Origin of the sequence: Caldanaerobius polysaccharolyticus DSM 13641 (assembly GCF_000427425.1) — a bacterium.
Taxonomy (GTDB): Bacteria; Bacillota; Thermoanaerobacteria; order Thermoanaerobacterales; family Caldanaerobiaceae; genus Caldanaerobius; species Caldanaerobius polysaccharolyticus.
In genome coordinates, this window is sequence record NZ_KE386493.1 from 135432 (window position 1) to 151367 (window position 15936).

Here is a 15936-nt window from a genome sequence, read left to right on the forward strand (position 1 = left end):
GGATTTTCAAATAAATTATACCATTAAGACATAAAATGTACAATATATATTAATTAAAAATTAATATCCAAACCAAATAGAGGTCTAATGCATAGATTATGTACGACGGTAAATGATATAAAGGGGAGGTATTAATGTGGATCGTGAAAAGATATCTGCCTCTAAGATGACCATGCTGGGCGTTGGAGGCGTTATAGGTGCGGGTTTTTTTCTCGCCAGCGGCATCGCTATAAATGAAGCGGGGCCTGCTATACTAATAAACACATTGATAAGCGCCTTTTTAATGTACACGGTGTTTCAAGCCCTGGTGGAGATGGTTACGGCTCAACCTGTGACAGGATCTTTTAGAGTCTACGCTCAAGAAGTACTTGGCAATAGATACGGTTTTATGAGCGGTTGGCTATACTGGACTGCAGGTGTTTTGGTCATGTCCAGCGAAGTTACGGCATCGGCGATATTTACCAGCTATTGGTTTCCATCCGTTCCATTGTGGGTGTTTACGTTGATTTATTCGCTTATGGTTGTAGGTATAAACTTTTTAGGGGTGGAAGACTTTAGCATTGTTGAGTCGATTTTTTCGGTTGTAAAGGTAATAGCGTTGGTTTTTATCATCGTGGCAGGGATTGCGATAATAGCTGTACTGTCCCGCAGTAGAGTGGACATAGGTTTAGAAAACTATATAAGGCACGGCGGCTTTTTCCCTCACGGTGTAAAAGGCCTATACGACGCCATGTTGATGTCTCTTTTATCCTTTGCGGGTATTGAAGTGATGGCAATGGCAGCCAATCAAGCTGAATCGCCGAATGCCATAAAGAGCGCCTTGAGAAATGTTTTGGTCATGCTGACGGTGCTCTATACAGGTTCTTTTGCGGTGCTTTTAGCGATTACTCCGTGGAAGCTGATAAGCACGAAAGTAAGCCCTTTTGTCAAGCTGTTTGAGTTCGTCAAGGTACCTTATGCGGATTCCATTCTCAACTTTGTCATACTGGTAGCAGCCCTTACCACCATGAACGCTGCTATGTACGGGGTTACCCAGGCTCTATTTTCTCTGGGTCAAGGTGAATTTGCACCTACATTTTTGACGAGAGAAAACAGCCGTGGAGTTCCTGTATACGCCCTAATGGCTACATCCTTGGGGCTTGTCGTCGCGGTAGTGCTTTCCTATATTCTGCCCAGGACGGTCTACGAGTATATAACCAGCTCCGCGGGCATCATACAGTTTAGCAACTGGATTATCATACTTATGACCCACATAAAGTTCAGACGTTACGTGGAGAAAAGCGGCATGAAAAACAAATTGGCTTTTAAAGCCCGGTGTTACCCGTATTTTTCGTGGATTGGCATCTTTGGAGTTGTAGCCACTCTGTTGTCGTCGCTGGTGGTGCCTAAGGAGAGAATTGGATTTATCGCAGGCATGGTCATAATTATTATTTTTACGGTTTTGTACAATGTAGGTGAAAGGACTGGCCTTTTTAAAAAATGGTGATTGACATAAGCTTATATATATGTTAGTATATATAAGCTGGTGAAAATAGACGCAATAGGCGAGTAAGCCGGATGGTCGCGTGCGTTGCACGAGGAAAGTCCGGGCTCCAAAGGGCAGGGTGCTGGGTAACGCCCAGTGGAGGTGACTCCCAGGAAAGTGCAACAGAGATATACCGCCGATGAATGCATCGGTAAGGGTGAAAAGGTGAGGTAAGAGCTCACCGACAGCCAGGTGACTGGTCTGTCCATGTAAACCCCACCTGGAGCAAGGCTAAATATAGAGGCGATGAGGTTGCCCGCTGATGCCTCTGGGTAAGCCGCTGGAGATGCCAGGCAACTGGCATCCTAGATAGATGACCATCCAAGACAGAACCCGGCTTACAGGCTTGCTCGCCTTTCGTGAAAAAGCCATGGTTTATATGCCATGGCTTTTTATGTTATAATAAATAATAGTAGAGAAAGTTTTGCTGGAGGTTTTTATTATAATGAGCGGTATGCCGGAGAAACAAAAAAGGTACACATACGGCGATTATCTGAAATGGGATGAAAAAAATCGCTATGAGATTATAGATGGTTTTCCCCACTTTCTAGCTTCTCCTTCTGTGTTACACCAGATTACTGTCGGAAATATATACTTTAAGTTTAAGGAGTATCTGAACGATAAAATGTGCAAAGTATTTACCGCTCCTCTGGATGTGCTGTTTCCTCAAAGAGAGGATATAAAAGAAGAGGACGTGGATGTAGTTGTTCAGCCTGACGTTTTTATTGTTTGCGATGAAAATAAAATAGAAAACGGTAAAAACTGCAAAGGCCCTCCGGACATGATTGTAGAAGTTTTGTCTCCTGCGACCGCCAGCAGAGATTTCATTACAAAGCGAAATCTGTATGAAAGAGCCGGCGTGAAAGAATACTGGATTGCAAGCCCTGAGGAAAAGAATATTGTGGTATTCAGAATAGATGAGAATATGAAATATAACTTATACGGAATCTACGATGAAGACAGTGTAGTTGATGTGGGAATATTACCGGACCTTTCAATAGCGGTAAGAGAGATATTTGTCTAAAATATGTAGTGAAAAGCGTGAGAGGAGTTGTGTTGATGCCAAAATCATTGAAAGGCATAAAGTGCTTTATATTAGATATGGATGGAACATTTTATATAGGAGATAAGCTGATACCAGGAGCGTTAGAGTTTCTGAAATTTTTAAAAAACACAGATAGGAGGTATCTTTTTTTAACCAACAACTCGTCTAAGGACAGAGGTTATTACGTCAAAAAGCTTATAAATATGGGCGTTTCCGATATAACAGAAGGCGATGTGTTTACGTCAGGCGAAGCTACGGCTATGTATATAAAGAAATTAAATAAAGGCAACAGGGTTTTTTTAGTAGGTACGCCTTATCTGGAAGATGAGTTAAGAAGGTTTGGCATAGATATCGTAGAGGACAAACCCGATCACGTGGTTGTGGGTTTTGATACCACCCTTACGTACGATAAACTGTGGAAGGCCTGTGATTACGTGAGAAATGGGGTAAATTACATAGCTACACATCCCGATTTCAATTGCCCTGTAGAAGGGGGTTATATGCCGGACTGCGGAGCTATCATCGCTTTTATAAAAGCGTCTACGGGGCGAGAACCTTTTATAGTGGGTAAGCCCTATCCAGAGATTATCCGGTCGGTTTTTGAGAGGACAGGACTCGGTTCCGATAGGCTGGCAATTGTGGGAGATAGGCTTTACACGGATATAAAGACAGGTATAAACGCCAAAATAGCGTCGATACTGGTCCTTACAGGGGAAACAAAAAGAGAAGACCTTGAAGCATCCGATATACAGCCTGATTACGTAGTGGATTCCATAGGCGATATAATTTCTCTGCTGGGGTAGCATCTGGCACGAGTTATGAAAAAAGTTTATAAGGGGGTTATATAGTGAAGCTGGAGGAAATAAAGGGGTTATGCGACAACATAAAGGATAATATTTCCAGGGTAATAGTGGGCAAAAGCGATGTGGTAGATCTGGTGTTGACCGCATTGATCGCAGGCGGCCATGTCTTGCTTGAGGATGTGCCAGGCATGGGCAAGACTATGATGGCCAAGAGCTTGGCCTATTCTATCAACGCCACATTTAAGAGAATACAGTTTACACCTGACCTGCTCCCTTCTGATTTGACCGGCATAAATTTTTACAATCAAAAGCTGGGAGAATTTGTGTTCAGACCTGGTCCTATATTTTCTCAGGTTATATTGGCAGATGAGATAAACAGGGCTACTCCCAGGACCCAGTCCAGCCTCCTGGAGTGCATGGAAGAAAGGCAGGTTACCATTGACGGAGAAACCCATTTGTTAAAGAGGCCCTTTTTCGTCATAGCCACTCAAAATCCTGTGGAAATTCAGGGAACGTTTCCATTGCCTGAAGCGCAGCTGGACAGGTTTTTGATGAAGGTGCACATGGGATATCCTACTTTAGAAGAGGGGAAAGTGATGATGAGCCGGTTTAACGACAATAACCCCCTTTTTGATATAAAGCCTGTGGCCGATGCCGAATGTATAGTTGATGCTCAAAACAGTTACAGCGCTGTATTTGTCAGCGATGCGGTTAAAGAATATATATTAAACCTTGCCGATGCCACAAGGCACCATAAAGATATCGAACTGGGCATAAGCCCTAGGGGATGCCTTGCCATTATGAAAGCGTGCCAGGTGTGGGCTGTGTTAAAAGGCCGAGATTATGTGATACCTGACGATGTAAAGGAAATGGCTGTGCCTGTATGGGGTCATCGGATTATATTCAGGGGCAATGCCAGGGTCAGAGGAACTGATTCTCAAAAGGTGATATCGGAGATCCTTCAGGCGGTTCCGGCGCCAACGGAGGACTTTATGGCATTATAAAGGCAGGGGGAGTTTTGGTGGAGTTTATATGGCTTATAATAGCGGTGCTGGTTATCGTTTACGTTCAGGATTTTCTTTTTTCTCGATACGCCTTGAAGAACTTGACTTATGATTGCTGGTTTGAACAGGATGCGGCGTTTGAAGGGGAAAGCGTAAGGTTTATTGAGCGCTTTACGAACAATAAAATATTGCCTGTACTGTGGCTGAGGATAAGGATACAAATGCCTGTAGAGCTAAAGTTTTATAACAGCGCTTTTGTTACCGTAAGCGACAAACAGTATTACCAGCGGATTTTTTCGCTGTGGAGCTATCAACAGGTCGTCTGCAGGCATCTCTTGTCCTGTGCTAAAAGGGGATATTACACGGTGGATCAGGTGGATCTTGTTACAGGGGACATATTTAAAGGTCACCGCTGTTATAGGACGGTAAGTGTAGACAGGCATTTTGCGGTGTATCCCCGTTTAATAGATATCGATCAAGTTTTGATTCCCGCCAGATTGATACAAGGGGACTTTGTGGTAAAGCGATGGATAGTGGAGGATCCCTTTCATGTTACGGGTTACAGGGACTATCAGCCCACCGATAGCTTAAACAAGATAAACTGGCTTGCCACCGCTAAACAGCAGAAGCTGCAGGTGGCAAAACACGACTTTACCGCTTCATCCAGCTTGATAATCGCGCTTAACGTGGAGTACCGGTCGGCGTGGGTGGATTACGAAGTGCTGGAGCTAGGTGTGAGGTTGTGTGCTTCGCTATCTCAGAAAGCCATGGACAACGGCATTCCCGTAGCTGTAGTGAGTAATGGGCTACAGGAAGGCTACGACAGGGCGGTTCACCTGGAGACGCCTTTAGGTTGCAGCCGCGAGCACATGAAAGGCATACTGGAGGGACTGGCAAGATTGTCCTTTGATTACCAGGTTAAGTTTTCGCCTTTTTTGTCGGACTTAGTGGATTCCATACCTTACAACTCTGACCTTATGATATTAACTTCCTACATTGACGACGACATGGCTTCTGTTATCGAGAACATAGATAAAAGCCGTATTTCGGTGAGCATAGCAGCTATGGACGATGAAGGTTGGGACAGGTACCCGTTAAAGGATGTGAACTTTTACGTGATCTCGAAAGAAGGGGAACTGGTTGAGTCAGTACATTAGGAGAGTTGCGTTTAGGCTTGCGGGGTGCATGGCTGAATTCATTCTGTATATGCCATGGATGGCCTATTCCTATTACCTTGTGTACCGCAACAGGGTAGCCGCAACGGAATATTGGCCTGTCTTCTTTGCGTTTATGCTTATGGGGATAGTGATTACAGACCTTTTGCTTCAGAAAAAAAGCGCTGTATACAGTGTGACGTCGTATCTCATAGGGATTTTGCCTTTAGGGATCGCTGCGCCGGTTGTGATGCGCAGGTGGGGTGTGCTTTCCGTGGCTTTGTTTTGCCTGTTTTCGCTAGTGAGTTACGCGCGCGGTGTGAGTTTTGCCCGTTGTAGTTTCAAAAACGTTTACGGCAGGTCTAAGTTTATCGGCGGCCTTGCTGTCCTCTTTATCGCGTATGGGACTTCTGTGCTGTACAGAGATTTTAACTGGTTTGAAGGTACGGTTATAGGGCTTGCCGTGGTTTTCGTCGTATTGTCTATGGCGCTATTGAATCAACTCCAATTGCTCAACATGTTTGAGCTGATGAATGCTGAGTCCATGGCGAGTCACAAGGACGTAAGGCTTAGAAACCTGTTGTTTTCCCTTATGTGCTCTGGCTTTATTGTGCTTATATTTTGGTTTAAGTACGTAGTAAGGCTTTTATCTGCTATAGCGCAATACGCTGGGCATGCCGTAAGGTATATCGTGACACTGGCTTTGCGGTGGTTGATAACATGGCTGAATAAGTCGCATTCCAGCCATGTCGACAATACGCCTCATGTTTCTGAAAGCATAAATATGCTACAGGGTAAAGATCCTTCCCACTGGGTTGCTATAATAAAAGCCATTTTAGAGTATATCCTCTACGCCGTGACGGTGGTGATTATAGCAGCCCTTGTCTACGCTGTAGTCAGGGCAGTATTAAGATGGTTTTTCGCCTTTGTAACTGCTTATATGCACAGGGAAGATGAGGAGCGGAATTTTATATTTTCGTGGGATGATGTATTGGTGGAGCAGGCCAAAAAGTTACGCCATTCGGTAAGCCGCCACATAAAAAGGCTAAGGAGGAGATTTGAAACGCCTGTAGAGTACCTGCGCTTTCTGTACCGCGAGGCTGTGTACCACATGGCTATGAAGGACGGAGACAATCGCTGTGGCATAAACGCTTCCTTTACACCTGATGAAATTCACCGCAACATAAAGCGGGTCTTTCCATGGGTAGATCCCGATTTTGAGAATCTTACGGCCCTGTACAAAAGGGCGCGTTACAGCAATTGCGCTATTACTGATGAAAGCGTAAAAGAGGCAAAGAGGTATAGGGATAAGCTGGTGAAGAGTAGAGATAAATAAAGGCGTAGGAGATGAATGGGCATGAGCAGAAAGATAATCCATGTGGACATGGACGCCTTTTTTGCGTCGGTAGAACAACACGACAAACCTGAGCTGAAAGGGAAGCCTGTGATTGTAGGCGGTATTTCGGGCAGGGGTGTTGTTGCCACATGTTCTTATGAGGCGAGAAAATACGGCGTGCATTCGGCAATGCCCATGTATATGGCAAGGAAGCTGTGCCCCCATGGTGTGTTTTTGCCCACAAGGCACAACCGGTATAAGGAGGTGTCAGACAGAATATTTTCCATACTGTACGGCATAACGGATGTAGTGGAACCTGTATCCATTGATGAGGCGTATCTGGATGTGACCGGGATCGATAGAGATCCGGTTGATGTGGCCCGCGAGATAAAGCGTAAGGTAAAAGAGACTACGGGCCTTACCATATCTGCAGGCGTATCGTACAATAAGTTTCTGGCCAAGCTGGCGTCAGATTGGAACAAGCCCGATGGCCTTATGGTTATAACCCAAGAGATGGTACCCGACATATTGAGGCCTTTGCCTGTCAGCAAAGTATACGGTATAGGGAAAAAGTCCGCCCAAAAGCTTGATGGCATGGGAATAAGGACCATCGATGACCTTTTAGGGCTCTCGCAGGCACAGCTACAGGATATCTTCGGCAAATACGGTATTGACATATACAACCGGGTAAGAGGGATAGATGAAAGGCCCGTTATCGTTACGAGAGATGTAAAATCTATCGGGAAAGAAACGACGCTATTACAGGATACCACCGATAAGTCGCTGTTGTGTGGGTATTTAGAGAGATTTGCCAGAGAGATATTTACAGAATTAGCCGAAAGCGGGTTACTTGCCAGAACAGTTACGGTCAAAATAAAGACGGCGGATTTTGTGACGCATACGAGGAGCAGGACTGTTGGCGACTATATAAGGTCAGAAAGCCAAATATACAGGATTGCTCGTGAGTTAATGGAGGAAGTACATTTTGAAGAAAAAATAAGGCTTATAGGGCTGTCGGTATCAAATTTGAGCGATAAAAGGTGCGAACAATTATCTATTTTTGATGAGAGCATTCAAAGGCGCCTTAAAATAGAGAGGATACTGAACAGTGTAAATAAAAAGTTAGGAGAGGGAATAATAAAGACCGCTAAAGATTTTAAAAATTGGTAAAATAGTATAAAAAGAATTTATCGAAAGGAGGCAAAATCTTAATATGCCATTACCAAGAGAAAACAAGATATATACTTATAAAGATTATCTATCATGGCCGGATAATGAACGCTGGGAGATAATAGACGGGAATGTATATCTTATGGCCCCTCCTTCAAGAATTCATCAAAAAGTTTTAGGGGCAATATTTTATCAGCTTTTTAATTATCTTCAAGGCAAATCCTGTGAAGTATACACTGCACCTTTTGGTGTAAGACTTCCTTCAGGTGATGAAGATACTGATAGAGATATAAAAACTGTGGTAGAACCTGATATAGTGGTGATCTGTGATAAGTCAAAGCTTGATGATGAGGGATGCAAGGGGGCTCCTGATCTAATTGTAGAGATAGTTTCGCCATCAACAGCGAGAAAGGACAGGGTAGAAAAGTTTAATTTATACGAGAAATTCGGTGTAAGAGAATACTGGATAGTAGAACCTGAAAGTAAAATCGTCAGCGTGTTTACTTTGCAGGATAATAAAAGGTACGGCAGGCCTGAAATATACACGGATGAAGATAAGATTAAGGCGTTCATCTTTGACAGTCTTGTGATTGATTTAAAATCTGTATTTGCGTATTGATTATAATGGTGTTATAATGAATATCAAAAATATTGTGAAGAGAGGCGAAAAAGATGGTGTTGAAAAGAGAAAAATGTATATTTAAATTCTCTCCTTTTCAGGATCCTGCTATCAAGGTTTCACCAAACACATCGGTAGAAATTGAAACGTACGATTGCTTTTCGGATCAAATCAAAACAAATGATGATACTCTTGAAAAGCTTGATTGGGATAGGGTTAACCCAGCAACGGGACCTATATTTATCGAAGGTGCAGAACCAGGTGACACATTAAAAGTCATAATTGAAAAAATAGAAATAGAAAATAGGGCTGTGATAGCAACGGGGAAGGAGCTTGGTGTACTAGGCGATTTATTTAATACATTGATATCGAAAGTTGTAAATATTGAAAATAATGAGGTTATATTTTCTGATAAGATTAGGATTCCAATTAAGCCAATGATTGGTGTCATAGGGGTTGCACCTTCTGACAAGGAGATAAATTGTGGGACTCCAGGTGAACATGGAGGAAACATTGACACAAAACTTATTGCTGAAGGGAGTATAGTGTATTTTCCTGTGTTTGTTAAAGGTGCTTTGTTTGCTTTAGGTGATCTCCATGCATGCATGGGAGATGGAGAGGTTTGTGTATCAGGTACAGAGGTGAATGGAAAGGTAACTGTAAGGTTTGAAGTTCTCAAAGGCTTGAAGATAAATTCACCAATTGTAGTAAATAATGAATGTGTTTCATTTATTGCATCGGCCTCAACTCTTGACGAAGCTGCTAATTTGGCAGTGCGCTTTGCTCACAATTTTATAAAAGAAAAAACTGATATGTCATCTGAAGATATCGTTATGCTTTTCAGTTTGATAGGTGATGTAGAAGTATCTCAAATTGTTGATCCTTTAAGAACTGCAAGATTTACTCTGCCATATTGGATTTTTGAAAAACTGAATATTAAACTTTGATTAAGGGGTATGTATATGGAAAATATGAGAAATGAAAATACAATCGAGCAATTTGGTTATAAACAAGAGCTAAATAGGTCTTTGACAATATGGGATTTGATTATATACGGTCTTATTTTCATGGTTCCAATAGCTCCGTTTGGTATTTATGGGTATGTATCAGATATTTCTAAGGGTATGGTTGCTTTGGCATATGCAATTGGTGTTGTTGGCATGATATTTACTGCATTTAGTTACGCAAAACTATCAGAAGACTTTCCGATTTCTGGCTCTGTTTATTCCTATGCAAGCAAAGGAATAAATCCGACGATAGGATTTTTAAGTGGATGGCTTATTATATTAGATTACATATTAGTTCCAGCTCTTTTATATGTTGTTAGTGCAGCAGCACTTCATGGGGTATTTCCTAAGATACCTGTAATCGCATGGGGAATTGCTTTTATATTAATAAACACTGTAATAAATGTTCTTGGTGTAGAGCTTACTGCTAAGTTCAATAAGGTTGTTCTCATTTTAGAATTGATGGTTTTGGGCTTATTCATTGTAGTTGGAATTTATGCGATAGTTAATCATGTGGGGGGAGCTGAATTTTCATTCAATGCTTTTTATAATCCAAAATATTTTAACTTAAATGTTGTTATGAATGCTGTATCAATAGCAGTGTTAAGCTTTCTTGGATTTGATGGTATAAGCACACTTGCCGAAGAAGCGAAGGGTGGAAGAAAAACAATTGGAAGAGCGACTGTATTAGCTCTCTTTTGTGCAGGTTTTTTATTTATATTGCAGACATGGATTGCAGCAATGATTTGGCCGAATTTTAAAGCTTTTAGTAATCTTGATACTGCTTTCTATCAAGTGGCACAGAGAGCAGGGGGAAAATGGCTAATGTTGACTTGTTCATTAGCAACTGCTTTTGCCTGGGGAATTGCGAACTCATTGGCTGCGCAGGCTGCTATATCTAGGGTATTATATAGTATGTCAAGAGATAAGTTTTTACCTGCATTTTTAGCAAAAGTTCATCCTAAATTTAAAACACCATATGTTGCGACTATCTTTATTGCTATCATATCTGCATTTCTTGTAGTTATATACAGCGAAAAGATAGCTTCACTTACTTCGTTGGTCAATTTTGGTGCGTTATCGGCGTTTATGGTTTTGCATCTCACAGTAATTATATATTTTGGGTTCAAGAAGAAAGATAAGAGCATATTGTCATCATTTGTTTCACCTATATTAGGATTTTTAATAATATTTTATGTTTGGATCAATTTAGAATCGCATGCAAAGATAGTTGGAGGTTGGTGGTTTGTAATAGGAGTTATCTACTATTTGATTTTGACACTTATATTTAAGAGAAAACCTACTAATTTAGAGGTTTAATATGGATTAGAGATGAAATAAGAAAGCCATCCCCTCAAAAAATTATCAGGAGGGAATGGCTTTCTTTAAAACAAATTACAATGTCATTTACTAAAAATGCACATCTTTCAATTATCATCTTATATGTTGATCATTCTTCCAGCCTTAACATTTCTTCCACCTCCTCAAAAATTTTCTTTATAACTTTTTGACTGTATACTATACCTGAAAGCAGTTCAGCTTTAAACAAAATATCCTTCTTTTTATTGACGCTTACAGGCGCTTCTTTAATTAAACAACGCACATTTTAAGATATTTTTCTTCTGCTTTAGTCCTTTTCTCCCTGTCAGCAAGGGGCAGTAATGGGTGACTTCTCCCATCCCCTGAAGGGGATAGGCTTCCTACCTTCAGGATCATCGGTTTTCCTGCTGGCAAGCTGCGTATACATGCTGCGTGCCGCATACATCGTGTAGATATCACGCAGGCTACACCGGTACTATCGCGTTTCCGCTCCCGGTGGGGGCCGTCGCTCCGCCACAACTAATCCAGTTACTACAGTTTACGCTGCCTCACTCGGAGATACTTTCTTAAGCACGTTATACCGTCTATCCCACCTGTACACCTCTACCGGTTCATCCTCAAAAGCCAACCTAAATCGCATCTGCCAAACAGGTAGTTCTTCAGTATGTTCGTGTTCCCGTTTATGTCGGCGTGTATTGTTTCTCCACATTCTTCACACTTCCACAAGCCTCTTTCGATACGGTATTCCTTGTTCCTCGCTCCGCACCGGCTGCACGTCTGCGAACTGTATCTCTCATTTGCCTTCTTGCTCTGTATCTGCTTCATCAAACTCTTGTAGCTGTGCTGATTTTCTATCTTTGAATACGGCATCTGGTTTATCTTATGACTCGCTACCTTGTTCTTATCTCCGGTCTCTGCACTGCGCCTTAAATCAGTCAAATCACCTAACAGCGATACTGATATATTTTCTTCTTTATCAAGTACGCCCATCAATTTCGTCAATGAGTTTACCAGCTGATTTATCCGCCTCTCCAATTTCTTCAATATCCTACCCTTTGCTTTGGAGAGCTTCTTCATCTTCTTTGAACCGTCCTTGAGCTTGCTCATCCTGCTCTGAAATTCCGCTATCACCTTATTTCGATACTGCACAAGAGACAGGATTTCTCCGCACATTATTAACTGCCTGTTTCCTTCCGTCGATGTCCTGGCCACTACCGCAGAGTTAATATCGTATGCAGATACCTTCACGTTTACCGATACGGGTACGATGCCGTAATCCCACGTGACGTGCAGCTGAAGATGCGATACCTCCTTTTTGCGGTACACCGCCTTTACCTTTACCTCAATGGGAGTTCCATTGAGCTTCGTGCCATCGGGCAGCATCAGCATATTTGCTCCTTCCGGCAACGGTATCGTCACGCTCTCCATCTTTCGTGAAAATTTCAGCGTTATAGCGTTGTTTTTATACTCGAAAGCTTTGTTCCCGTTCTTCCACTTTATCGTACGCCACAGGTATTTGGATTTATAGTTTGGTGGCCTTATCTCATCATGCCCGTTCTCTTTATGCTTATTATACGATCGTACCGCTTCAAAGTAGTTTTCCACGACATTCTGGGCGCTCTGGGAATGAAGCTTCTTCCACGACTGGTAGTGTTTAAATTTTGCCTTGAGTTCGCTCTAGGTTGGATACTCCCTTCCTTCTTTTGCTGCCTGCTTGCTTTCCCATACGCATGAGTTCCATATTTTCGTTGCGGCAAGCATGGGTTCTTTGAATTTGTCAAGCCACCCTTCACCCTCGAGCGGTATTACCTTCGTTAGGTACAGCCTCCCTTCCTGCTGCTTGCCCTTCTTTTTCGCCCAGCCCATTCTTCCTTTACCTCTCTTTCTTGAGTTAAATTATATTACATTCTTAATGAATATAGTAGAAAACTCAATTCTGACATTCTTCAATATAGTGCCGTAGATTAGTTGCGATGGTGAATATCTCAGTGGTGTGTATATGAAAAGATGTACATGGTCGTGTTGAAAGGACAAATCCAGTATTTTCACCTCCATACGTTCACATTTTTCTAGAAGCAACCGCTCAAACTCCTTTGCGACGTCACCTTTCAAAATTTTCCTTCTGTATTTCGGTATCTACACAAAGTGGTAGTTGATATTGTAGTGAGAATATCTCGTCTTATTCCTATCTATAGCTTAATCGTAGCAAAAACTAAAAATCGCTGCTCTCATCCCATCCCCTAAAGGAGATAGGCCTTCACGCAGCGACTTCTATAATTTGTGTTTTTCCATTATCTCTACTGCATACCGCAACATTCTATACGGCATTGTTTGGTCATTTTCTGATTGAAATTCTATATGGACAGCAACTTCTCCTATATCTGTGTCACATTTAAATATCATATCGCTATTTCTACGCTCTACCCTCGTAATCTCTATATTAAGTTCATCTGGTTTTTTAATGTTAAATCCTGTTAAGTACACGAATATATCATCTGCCATGTCTGAAAACATGTTTTTTACGGTCAAATCGTACGTTTGAGACATTTTATCCCCCTCTTCTTCCACTCTTATAGTATTATATCACATGTGTTCAGAAAAGAATATGTTGTATTGATCTATAAAAATATCAAAGTAATGTACTGAAAAAAATACAAAAATTTTTTATAAAAAAGAAGGATTTTTAGGATAAATGTAGAATTATAAAAACAAAAGTTGGTGAGAGTTGAATTTTGTAAGTGTAAGTGCGGTGACAGGATCCGCTAGATTCTTGAGGTTGTTTCGGCGCCCAAGGATCGATGCGGTGGTCATATTTGGTAAAAAAGATTGGCAGGGGCAGAATATGCTTGTCATGCCAAAAGGCGGTATATTGCCTAAATTCAAAAAGCGAATATAATGTGGACGTTAGCAAGGTTGTGTTTCAGAAAGTAGAAGGTGAAAAGCACCTTTTATTTTTTTTACGACCATCTGCCGAGAACGCTCTCCAATTTATTGGAGAGATGAAAAGCGGTAAAAATTTGATAAAATAAAGTAGATCTAAAACAGGAAGTAAGTGAGGAAAAATGGAAATAAAAAGGGTAATAGTATTTCAACTTTCTCACTGCAACATAGAACACAGAATAATATTGGGACATTTAACATACGCAGCATCAAAACTGTGGAACGTTGCAAACTATGCTATTCAGAACAGAGAAGTATTAGTAAATCAGTTAGAAAAGTGCTTAAAGGATAATTTCTGGTATAAAAACTTGCATTCACAATCTGCGCAAGCAGTACTGCAAAAACTACAGATAGCTTGGAAGAATTTTTTCGATGGATATACTAAAAAACCGAAGTATCAACCCAAAAACAGACATATTCCTGTCAAATGGAAAAAAGACGGTTTTAAAATAATGAAAAATAAAATTAGATTGTCGCTGTCCAGTCAAACAAAAAAATATCTAAAAGAGAAGTACAGTATTGAGTCCAACTACCTATGGATAGATTTGCCAAAAAATCTATTGCTCAATACTGTACAGGAAGTAGAAATTGTACCAAAAATTTTATATGGACATACTACATATTTTGTTCACATCATCTACAAAAAAGAAATACCAGAAATCAAGCTTGAAAGAGATAAACTAATGGGAATAGATTTTGGAGTAAAGAATCTCGCTTCAATCGTTATAGAAGAAAATACAGAAACATTTATCATCGATGGCAGTTATCTTATCTCAAGATTAAGATTATTATCCAAAGAAAAAGCGAAGATCCAATCTGTAATTTCAAAACAAGGATACAAAACATCGCAAAAGTTTCACAATTTAATAATCAAAGAGAATAATTTTATAAAAGACTATATACATAAAGTTTCAAGACATATAGTAGAATTAGCAAAAGAAAAAGGAGTAAGCAAGATAGTAATAGGTGGAATGAGCGATGGAATAACAAATATGGATATAGGACATAAAAATAACGAGAAACTACACAAAATACCGTTTGGTAGATTATTTGATATGATAAAATACAAAGCTAAAGAATATGGAATAGAGGTAGAAAAGGTAGATGAAGCGTACACATCACAGACCTGCAGTGTATGCGGTATAGTGAAGAAGAATAATCGCATATACAGAGGATTATACGTATGTAGCAAATGCGGTGCAGTAATGAATGCAGATATAAATGGTGCAATAAATATATTAAAGAGAGTAGCTCCAAATCCAGTACTGGATAGGAGTAGGGGATTTGGCAGTCCCAAGCGAATAAGGGTAGCATAGACTACCAAACTTCGCTTAAAGAACCTCTCCACTTCAGTGGAGAGAGAATGCCAGCAGATGATTTGAGTGAAAAAATAATGAAATTAAATGAAGAGACATTGGAACGAATAGCTGATGATATATTTGACATAAAGAGCATAGAAGATTTGACCAAATATCTTAAGCAATAAAGGTATATATTACCTTTTATTTTTATGGTAGAAGAAGTTGATTAGACGAAATCATAATTTAGGATAATTGGAGATGGAATAGTTGAATGAATTTTAAAAGAGTATTACCCGAGTTTTTAAAACTTAAAATTAAACAAATTATTTTTATAAAAAATATAATGAAAAATTTATTCTATTGATGTTGATATAAAATGCAAGTTGTCAAAGAATGTAAGAATTAATAAAGGGGCATATATTGGTGGAAAAGTTATTATTGGTGAAAATTCTTATGTAAATTATAATTCTATCATTGAGACTGGCGTAATCGGAAAATATTGTTCTATTAGTCCAGATGTAATAATAGGAATGGATGAACATCCTTATAATTTAGTTTCGACTCATCCCTAGATGTAGAACCATATTCGATAGTGGGAGGGGTACCAGCACGGTTAATTAAATGGAGATTTTCTAAGGAAATTAGGGAAAAATTATTAGAGTTAAAGTGGTGGGTTGGTCTGAAGAAAAGATAAGAAAAAATATTCAGCTGT

At 40.4% G+C, this 15936-nt stretch carries 16 protein-coding genes, 1 other RNA gene and 2 pseudogenes; 14 read left to right on the top strand and 5 right to left on the bottom strand.

All coding sequences use genetic code 11. From position 1 onward, the window contains the following. The first annotated feature begins 136 nt into the window (after positions 1–136). The 11 genes from CALPO_RS0100680 (at position 137) to CALPO_RS0100725 (ending at position 10983) form a co-directional block, all read left to right on the top strand. Positions 137–1486: an amino acid permease gene (locus tag CALPO_RS0100680; RefSeq protein WP_026485622.1), complete on the top strand. Its 1350-nt coding sequence runs from the start codon at positions 137–139 to the stop codon at positions 1484–1486. Positions 1487–1545: 59 nt separating this feature from the next. Continuing rightward, positions 1546–1882, top strand: an RNA gene (gene rnpB, locus CALPO_RS14065) — RNase P RNA component class A. Positions 1883–1970: 88 nt separating this feature from the next. Beyond that, entirely contained in the window at positions 1971–2549 is a 579-nt protein-coding gene (locus CALPO_RS0100685) for a Uma2 family endonuclease (protein ID WP_051585746.1), read from the top strand. A gap of 35 nt (positions 2550–2584) precedes the next feature. Then, positions 2585–3373, top strand: coding sequence for an HAD-IIA family hydrolase (locus tag CALPO_RS0100690; RefSeq protein ID WP_035171818.1), 789 nt, complete (start codon positions 2585–2587; stop codon positions 3371–3373). 44 nt (positions 3374–3417) lie between these two features. After that, positions 3418–4377: an AAA family ATPase gene (locus tag CALPO_RS0100695; protein WP_026485625.1), complete on the top strand. Its 960-nt coding sequence runs from the start codon at positions 3418–3420 to the stop codon at positions 4375–4377. A 17-nt stretch (positions 4378–4394) separates the two neighbouring features. Next, positions 4395–5534, top strand: a complete 1140-nt coding sequence (locus tag CALPO_RS0100700; RefSeq protein ID WP_026485626.1) for a DUF58 domain-containing protein — start codon at positions 4395–4397, stop codon at positions 5532–5534. Beyond that, on the top strand, positions 5518–6867 hold the full coding sequence (locus CALPO_RS0100705; protein ID WP_026485627.1) for a DUF4129 domain-containing protein: 1350 nt from the start codon (positions 5518–5520) through the stop codon (positions 6865–6867). Before CALPO_RS0100700 ends, CALPO_RS0100705 begins: the two co-directional genes overlap by 17 nt. A gap of 21 nt (positions 6868–6888) precedes the next feature. Then, the gene (locus CALPO_RS0100710) at positions 6889–8037 is read left to right on the top strand and encodes a DNA polymerase IV (RefSeq protein WP_026485628.1); all 1149 of its coding nucleotides are present in this window, start codon (positions 6889–6891) and stop codon (positions 8035–8037) included. 43 nt (positions 8038–8080) lie between these two features. Continuing rightward, positions 8081–8656 carry a Uma2 family endonuclease gene (locus CALPO_RS0100715; RefSeq protein ID WP_026485629.1) on the top strand — a complete coding sequence of 192 codons (576 nt, stop codon included), beginning with the start codon at positions 8081–8083 and terminating at the stop codon, positions 8654–8656. 53 nt (positions 8657–8709) lie between these two features. Further along, on the top strand, positions 8710–9603 hold the full coding sequence (locus CALPO_RS0100720; RefSeq protein ID WP_026485630.1) for an acetamidase/formamidase family protein: 894 nt from the start codon (positions 8710–8712) through the stop codon (positions 9601–9603). Positions 9604–9618: 15 nt separating this feature from the next. Beyond that, complete coding sequence (locus tag CALPO_RS0100725; RefSeq protein WP_026485631.1) at positions 9619–10983, top strand: APC family permease; 1365 nt, start codon at positions 9619–9621, stop codon at positions 10981–10983. 270 nt (positions 10984–11253) lie between these two features. Here the strand turns inward: CALPO_RS0100725 and CALPO_RS14990 are convergent, their stop codons facing one another. The 5 genes and pseudogenes from CALPO_RS14990 to CALPO_RS0100750 form a co-directional block, all read right to left on the bottom strand. Further along, a complete protein-coding gene (locus CALPO_RS14990) occupies positions 11254–11379 on the bottom strand; it encodes a hypothetical protein (protein WP_281172702.1) in 126 nt (41 codons plus the stop codon). 207 nt (positions 11380–11586) lie between these two features. Continuing rightward, positions 11587–12591, bottom strand: a pseudogene (locus CALPO_RS12830) (RNA-guided endonuclease TnpB family protein); the annotation flags it as partial. A 69-nt stretch (positions 12592–12660) separates the two neighbouring features. After that, complete coding sequence (locus tag CALPO_RS14855; RefSeq protein ID WP_245589863.1) at positions 12661–12849, bottom strand: hypothetical protein; 189 nt, start codon at positions 12847–12849, stop codon at positions 12661–12663. A gap of 30 nt (positions 12850–12879) precedes the next feature. Beyond that, a complete protein-coding gene (locus CALPO_RS15170) occupies positions 12880–13119 on the bottom strand; it encodes a transposase (protein WP_084295098.1) in 240 nt (79 codons plus the stop codon). A gap of 138 nt (positions 13120–13257) precedes the next feature. Continuing rightward, a pseudogene (locus CALPO_RS0100750) lies at positions 13258–13530 on the bottom strand (Rpn family recombination-promoting nuclease/putative transposase); the annotation flags it as partial. 515 nt (positions 13531–14045) lie between these two features. Here CALPO_RS0100750 and CALPO_RS0100760 point away from each other — a divergent pair. The 3 genes from CALPO_RS0100760 (at position 14046) to CALPO_RS15175 (ending at position 15796) form a co-directional block, all read left to right on the top strand. After that, positions 14046–15239: an RNA-guided endonuclease InsQ/TnpB family protein gene (locus CALPO_RS0100760; RefSeq protein ID WP_026485634.1), complete on the top strand. Its 1194-nt coding sequence runs from the start codon at positions 14046–14048 to the stop codon at positions 15237–15239. A 47-nt stretch (positions 15240–15286) separates the two neighbouring features. Further along, positions 15287–15409 carry a DUF4351 domain-containing protein gene (locus CALPO_RS14540; RefSeq protein ID WP_156940109.1) on the top strand — a complete coding sequence of 41 codons (123 nt, stop codon included), beginning with the start codon at positions 15287–15289 and terminating at the stop codon, positions 15407–15409. A 198-nt stretch (positions 15410–15607) separates the two neighbouring features. After that, entirely contained in the window at positions 15608–15796 is a 189-nt protein-coding gene (locus tag CALPO_RS15175; protein WP_169736172.1) for an acyltransferase, read from the top strand. The last annotated feature ends 140 nt before the right edge of the window (positions 15797–15936 follow it).

Coding starts and splice junctions, on each gene's coding strand:
- CALPO_RS0100685 (WP_051585746.1), top strand. CDS start 1,971: ATGAGCGGTATGCCGGAGAAACAAAAAAGGTACACATACGGCGATTAT.
- CALPO_RS0100690 (WP_035171818.1), top strand. CDS start 2,585: ATGCCAAAATCATTGAAAGGCATAAAGTGCTTTATATTAGATATGGAT.
- CALPO_RS0100710 (WP_026485628.1), top strand. CDS start 6,889: ATGAGCAGAAAGATAATCCATGTGGACATGGACGCCTTTTTTGCGTCG.
- CALPO_RS0100715 (WP_026485629.1), top strand. CDS start 8,081: ATGCCATTACCAAGAGAAAACAAGATATATACTTATAAAGATTATCTA.
- CALPO_RS0100720 (WP_026485630.1), top strand. CDS start 8,710: ATGGTGTTGAAAAGAGAAAAATGTATATTTAAATTCTCTCCTTTTCAG.
- CALPO_RS0100725 (WP_026485631.1), top strand. CDS start 9,619: ATGGAAAATATGAGAAATGAAAATACAATCGAGCAATTTGGTTATAAA.
- CALPO_RS14990 (WP_281172702.1), bottom strand. CDS start 11,379: ATGATCCTGAAGGTAGGAAGCCTATCCCCTTCAGGGGATGGGAGAAGT.
- CALPO_RS14855 (WP_245589863.1), bottom strand. CDS start 12,849: ATGGGCTGGGCGAAAAAGAAGGGCAAGCAGCAGGAAGGGAGGCTGTAC.
- CALPO_RS0100760 (WP_026485634.1), top strand. CDS start 14,046: ATGGAAATAAAAAGGGTAATAGTATTTCAACTTTCTCACTGCAACATA.
- CALPO_RS14540 (WP_156940109.1), top strand. CDS start 15,287: ATGCCAGCAGATGATTTGAGTGAAAAAATAATGAAATTAAATGAAGAG.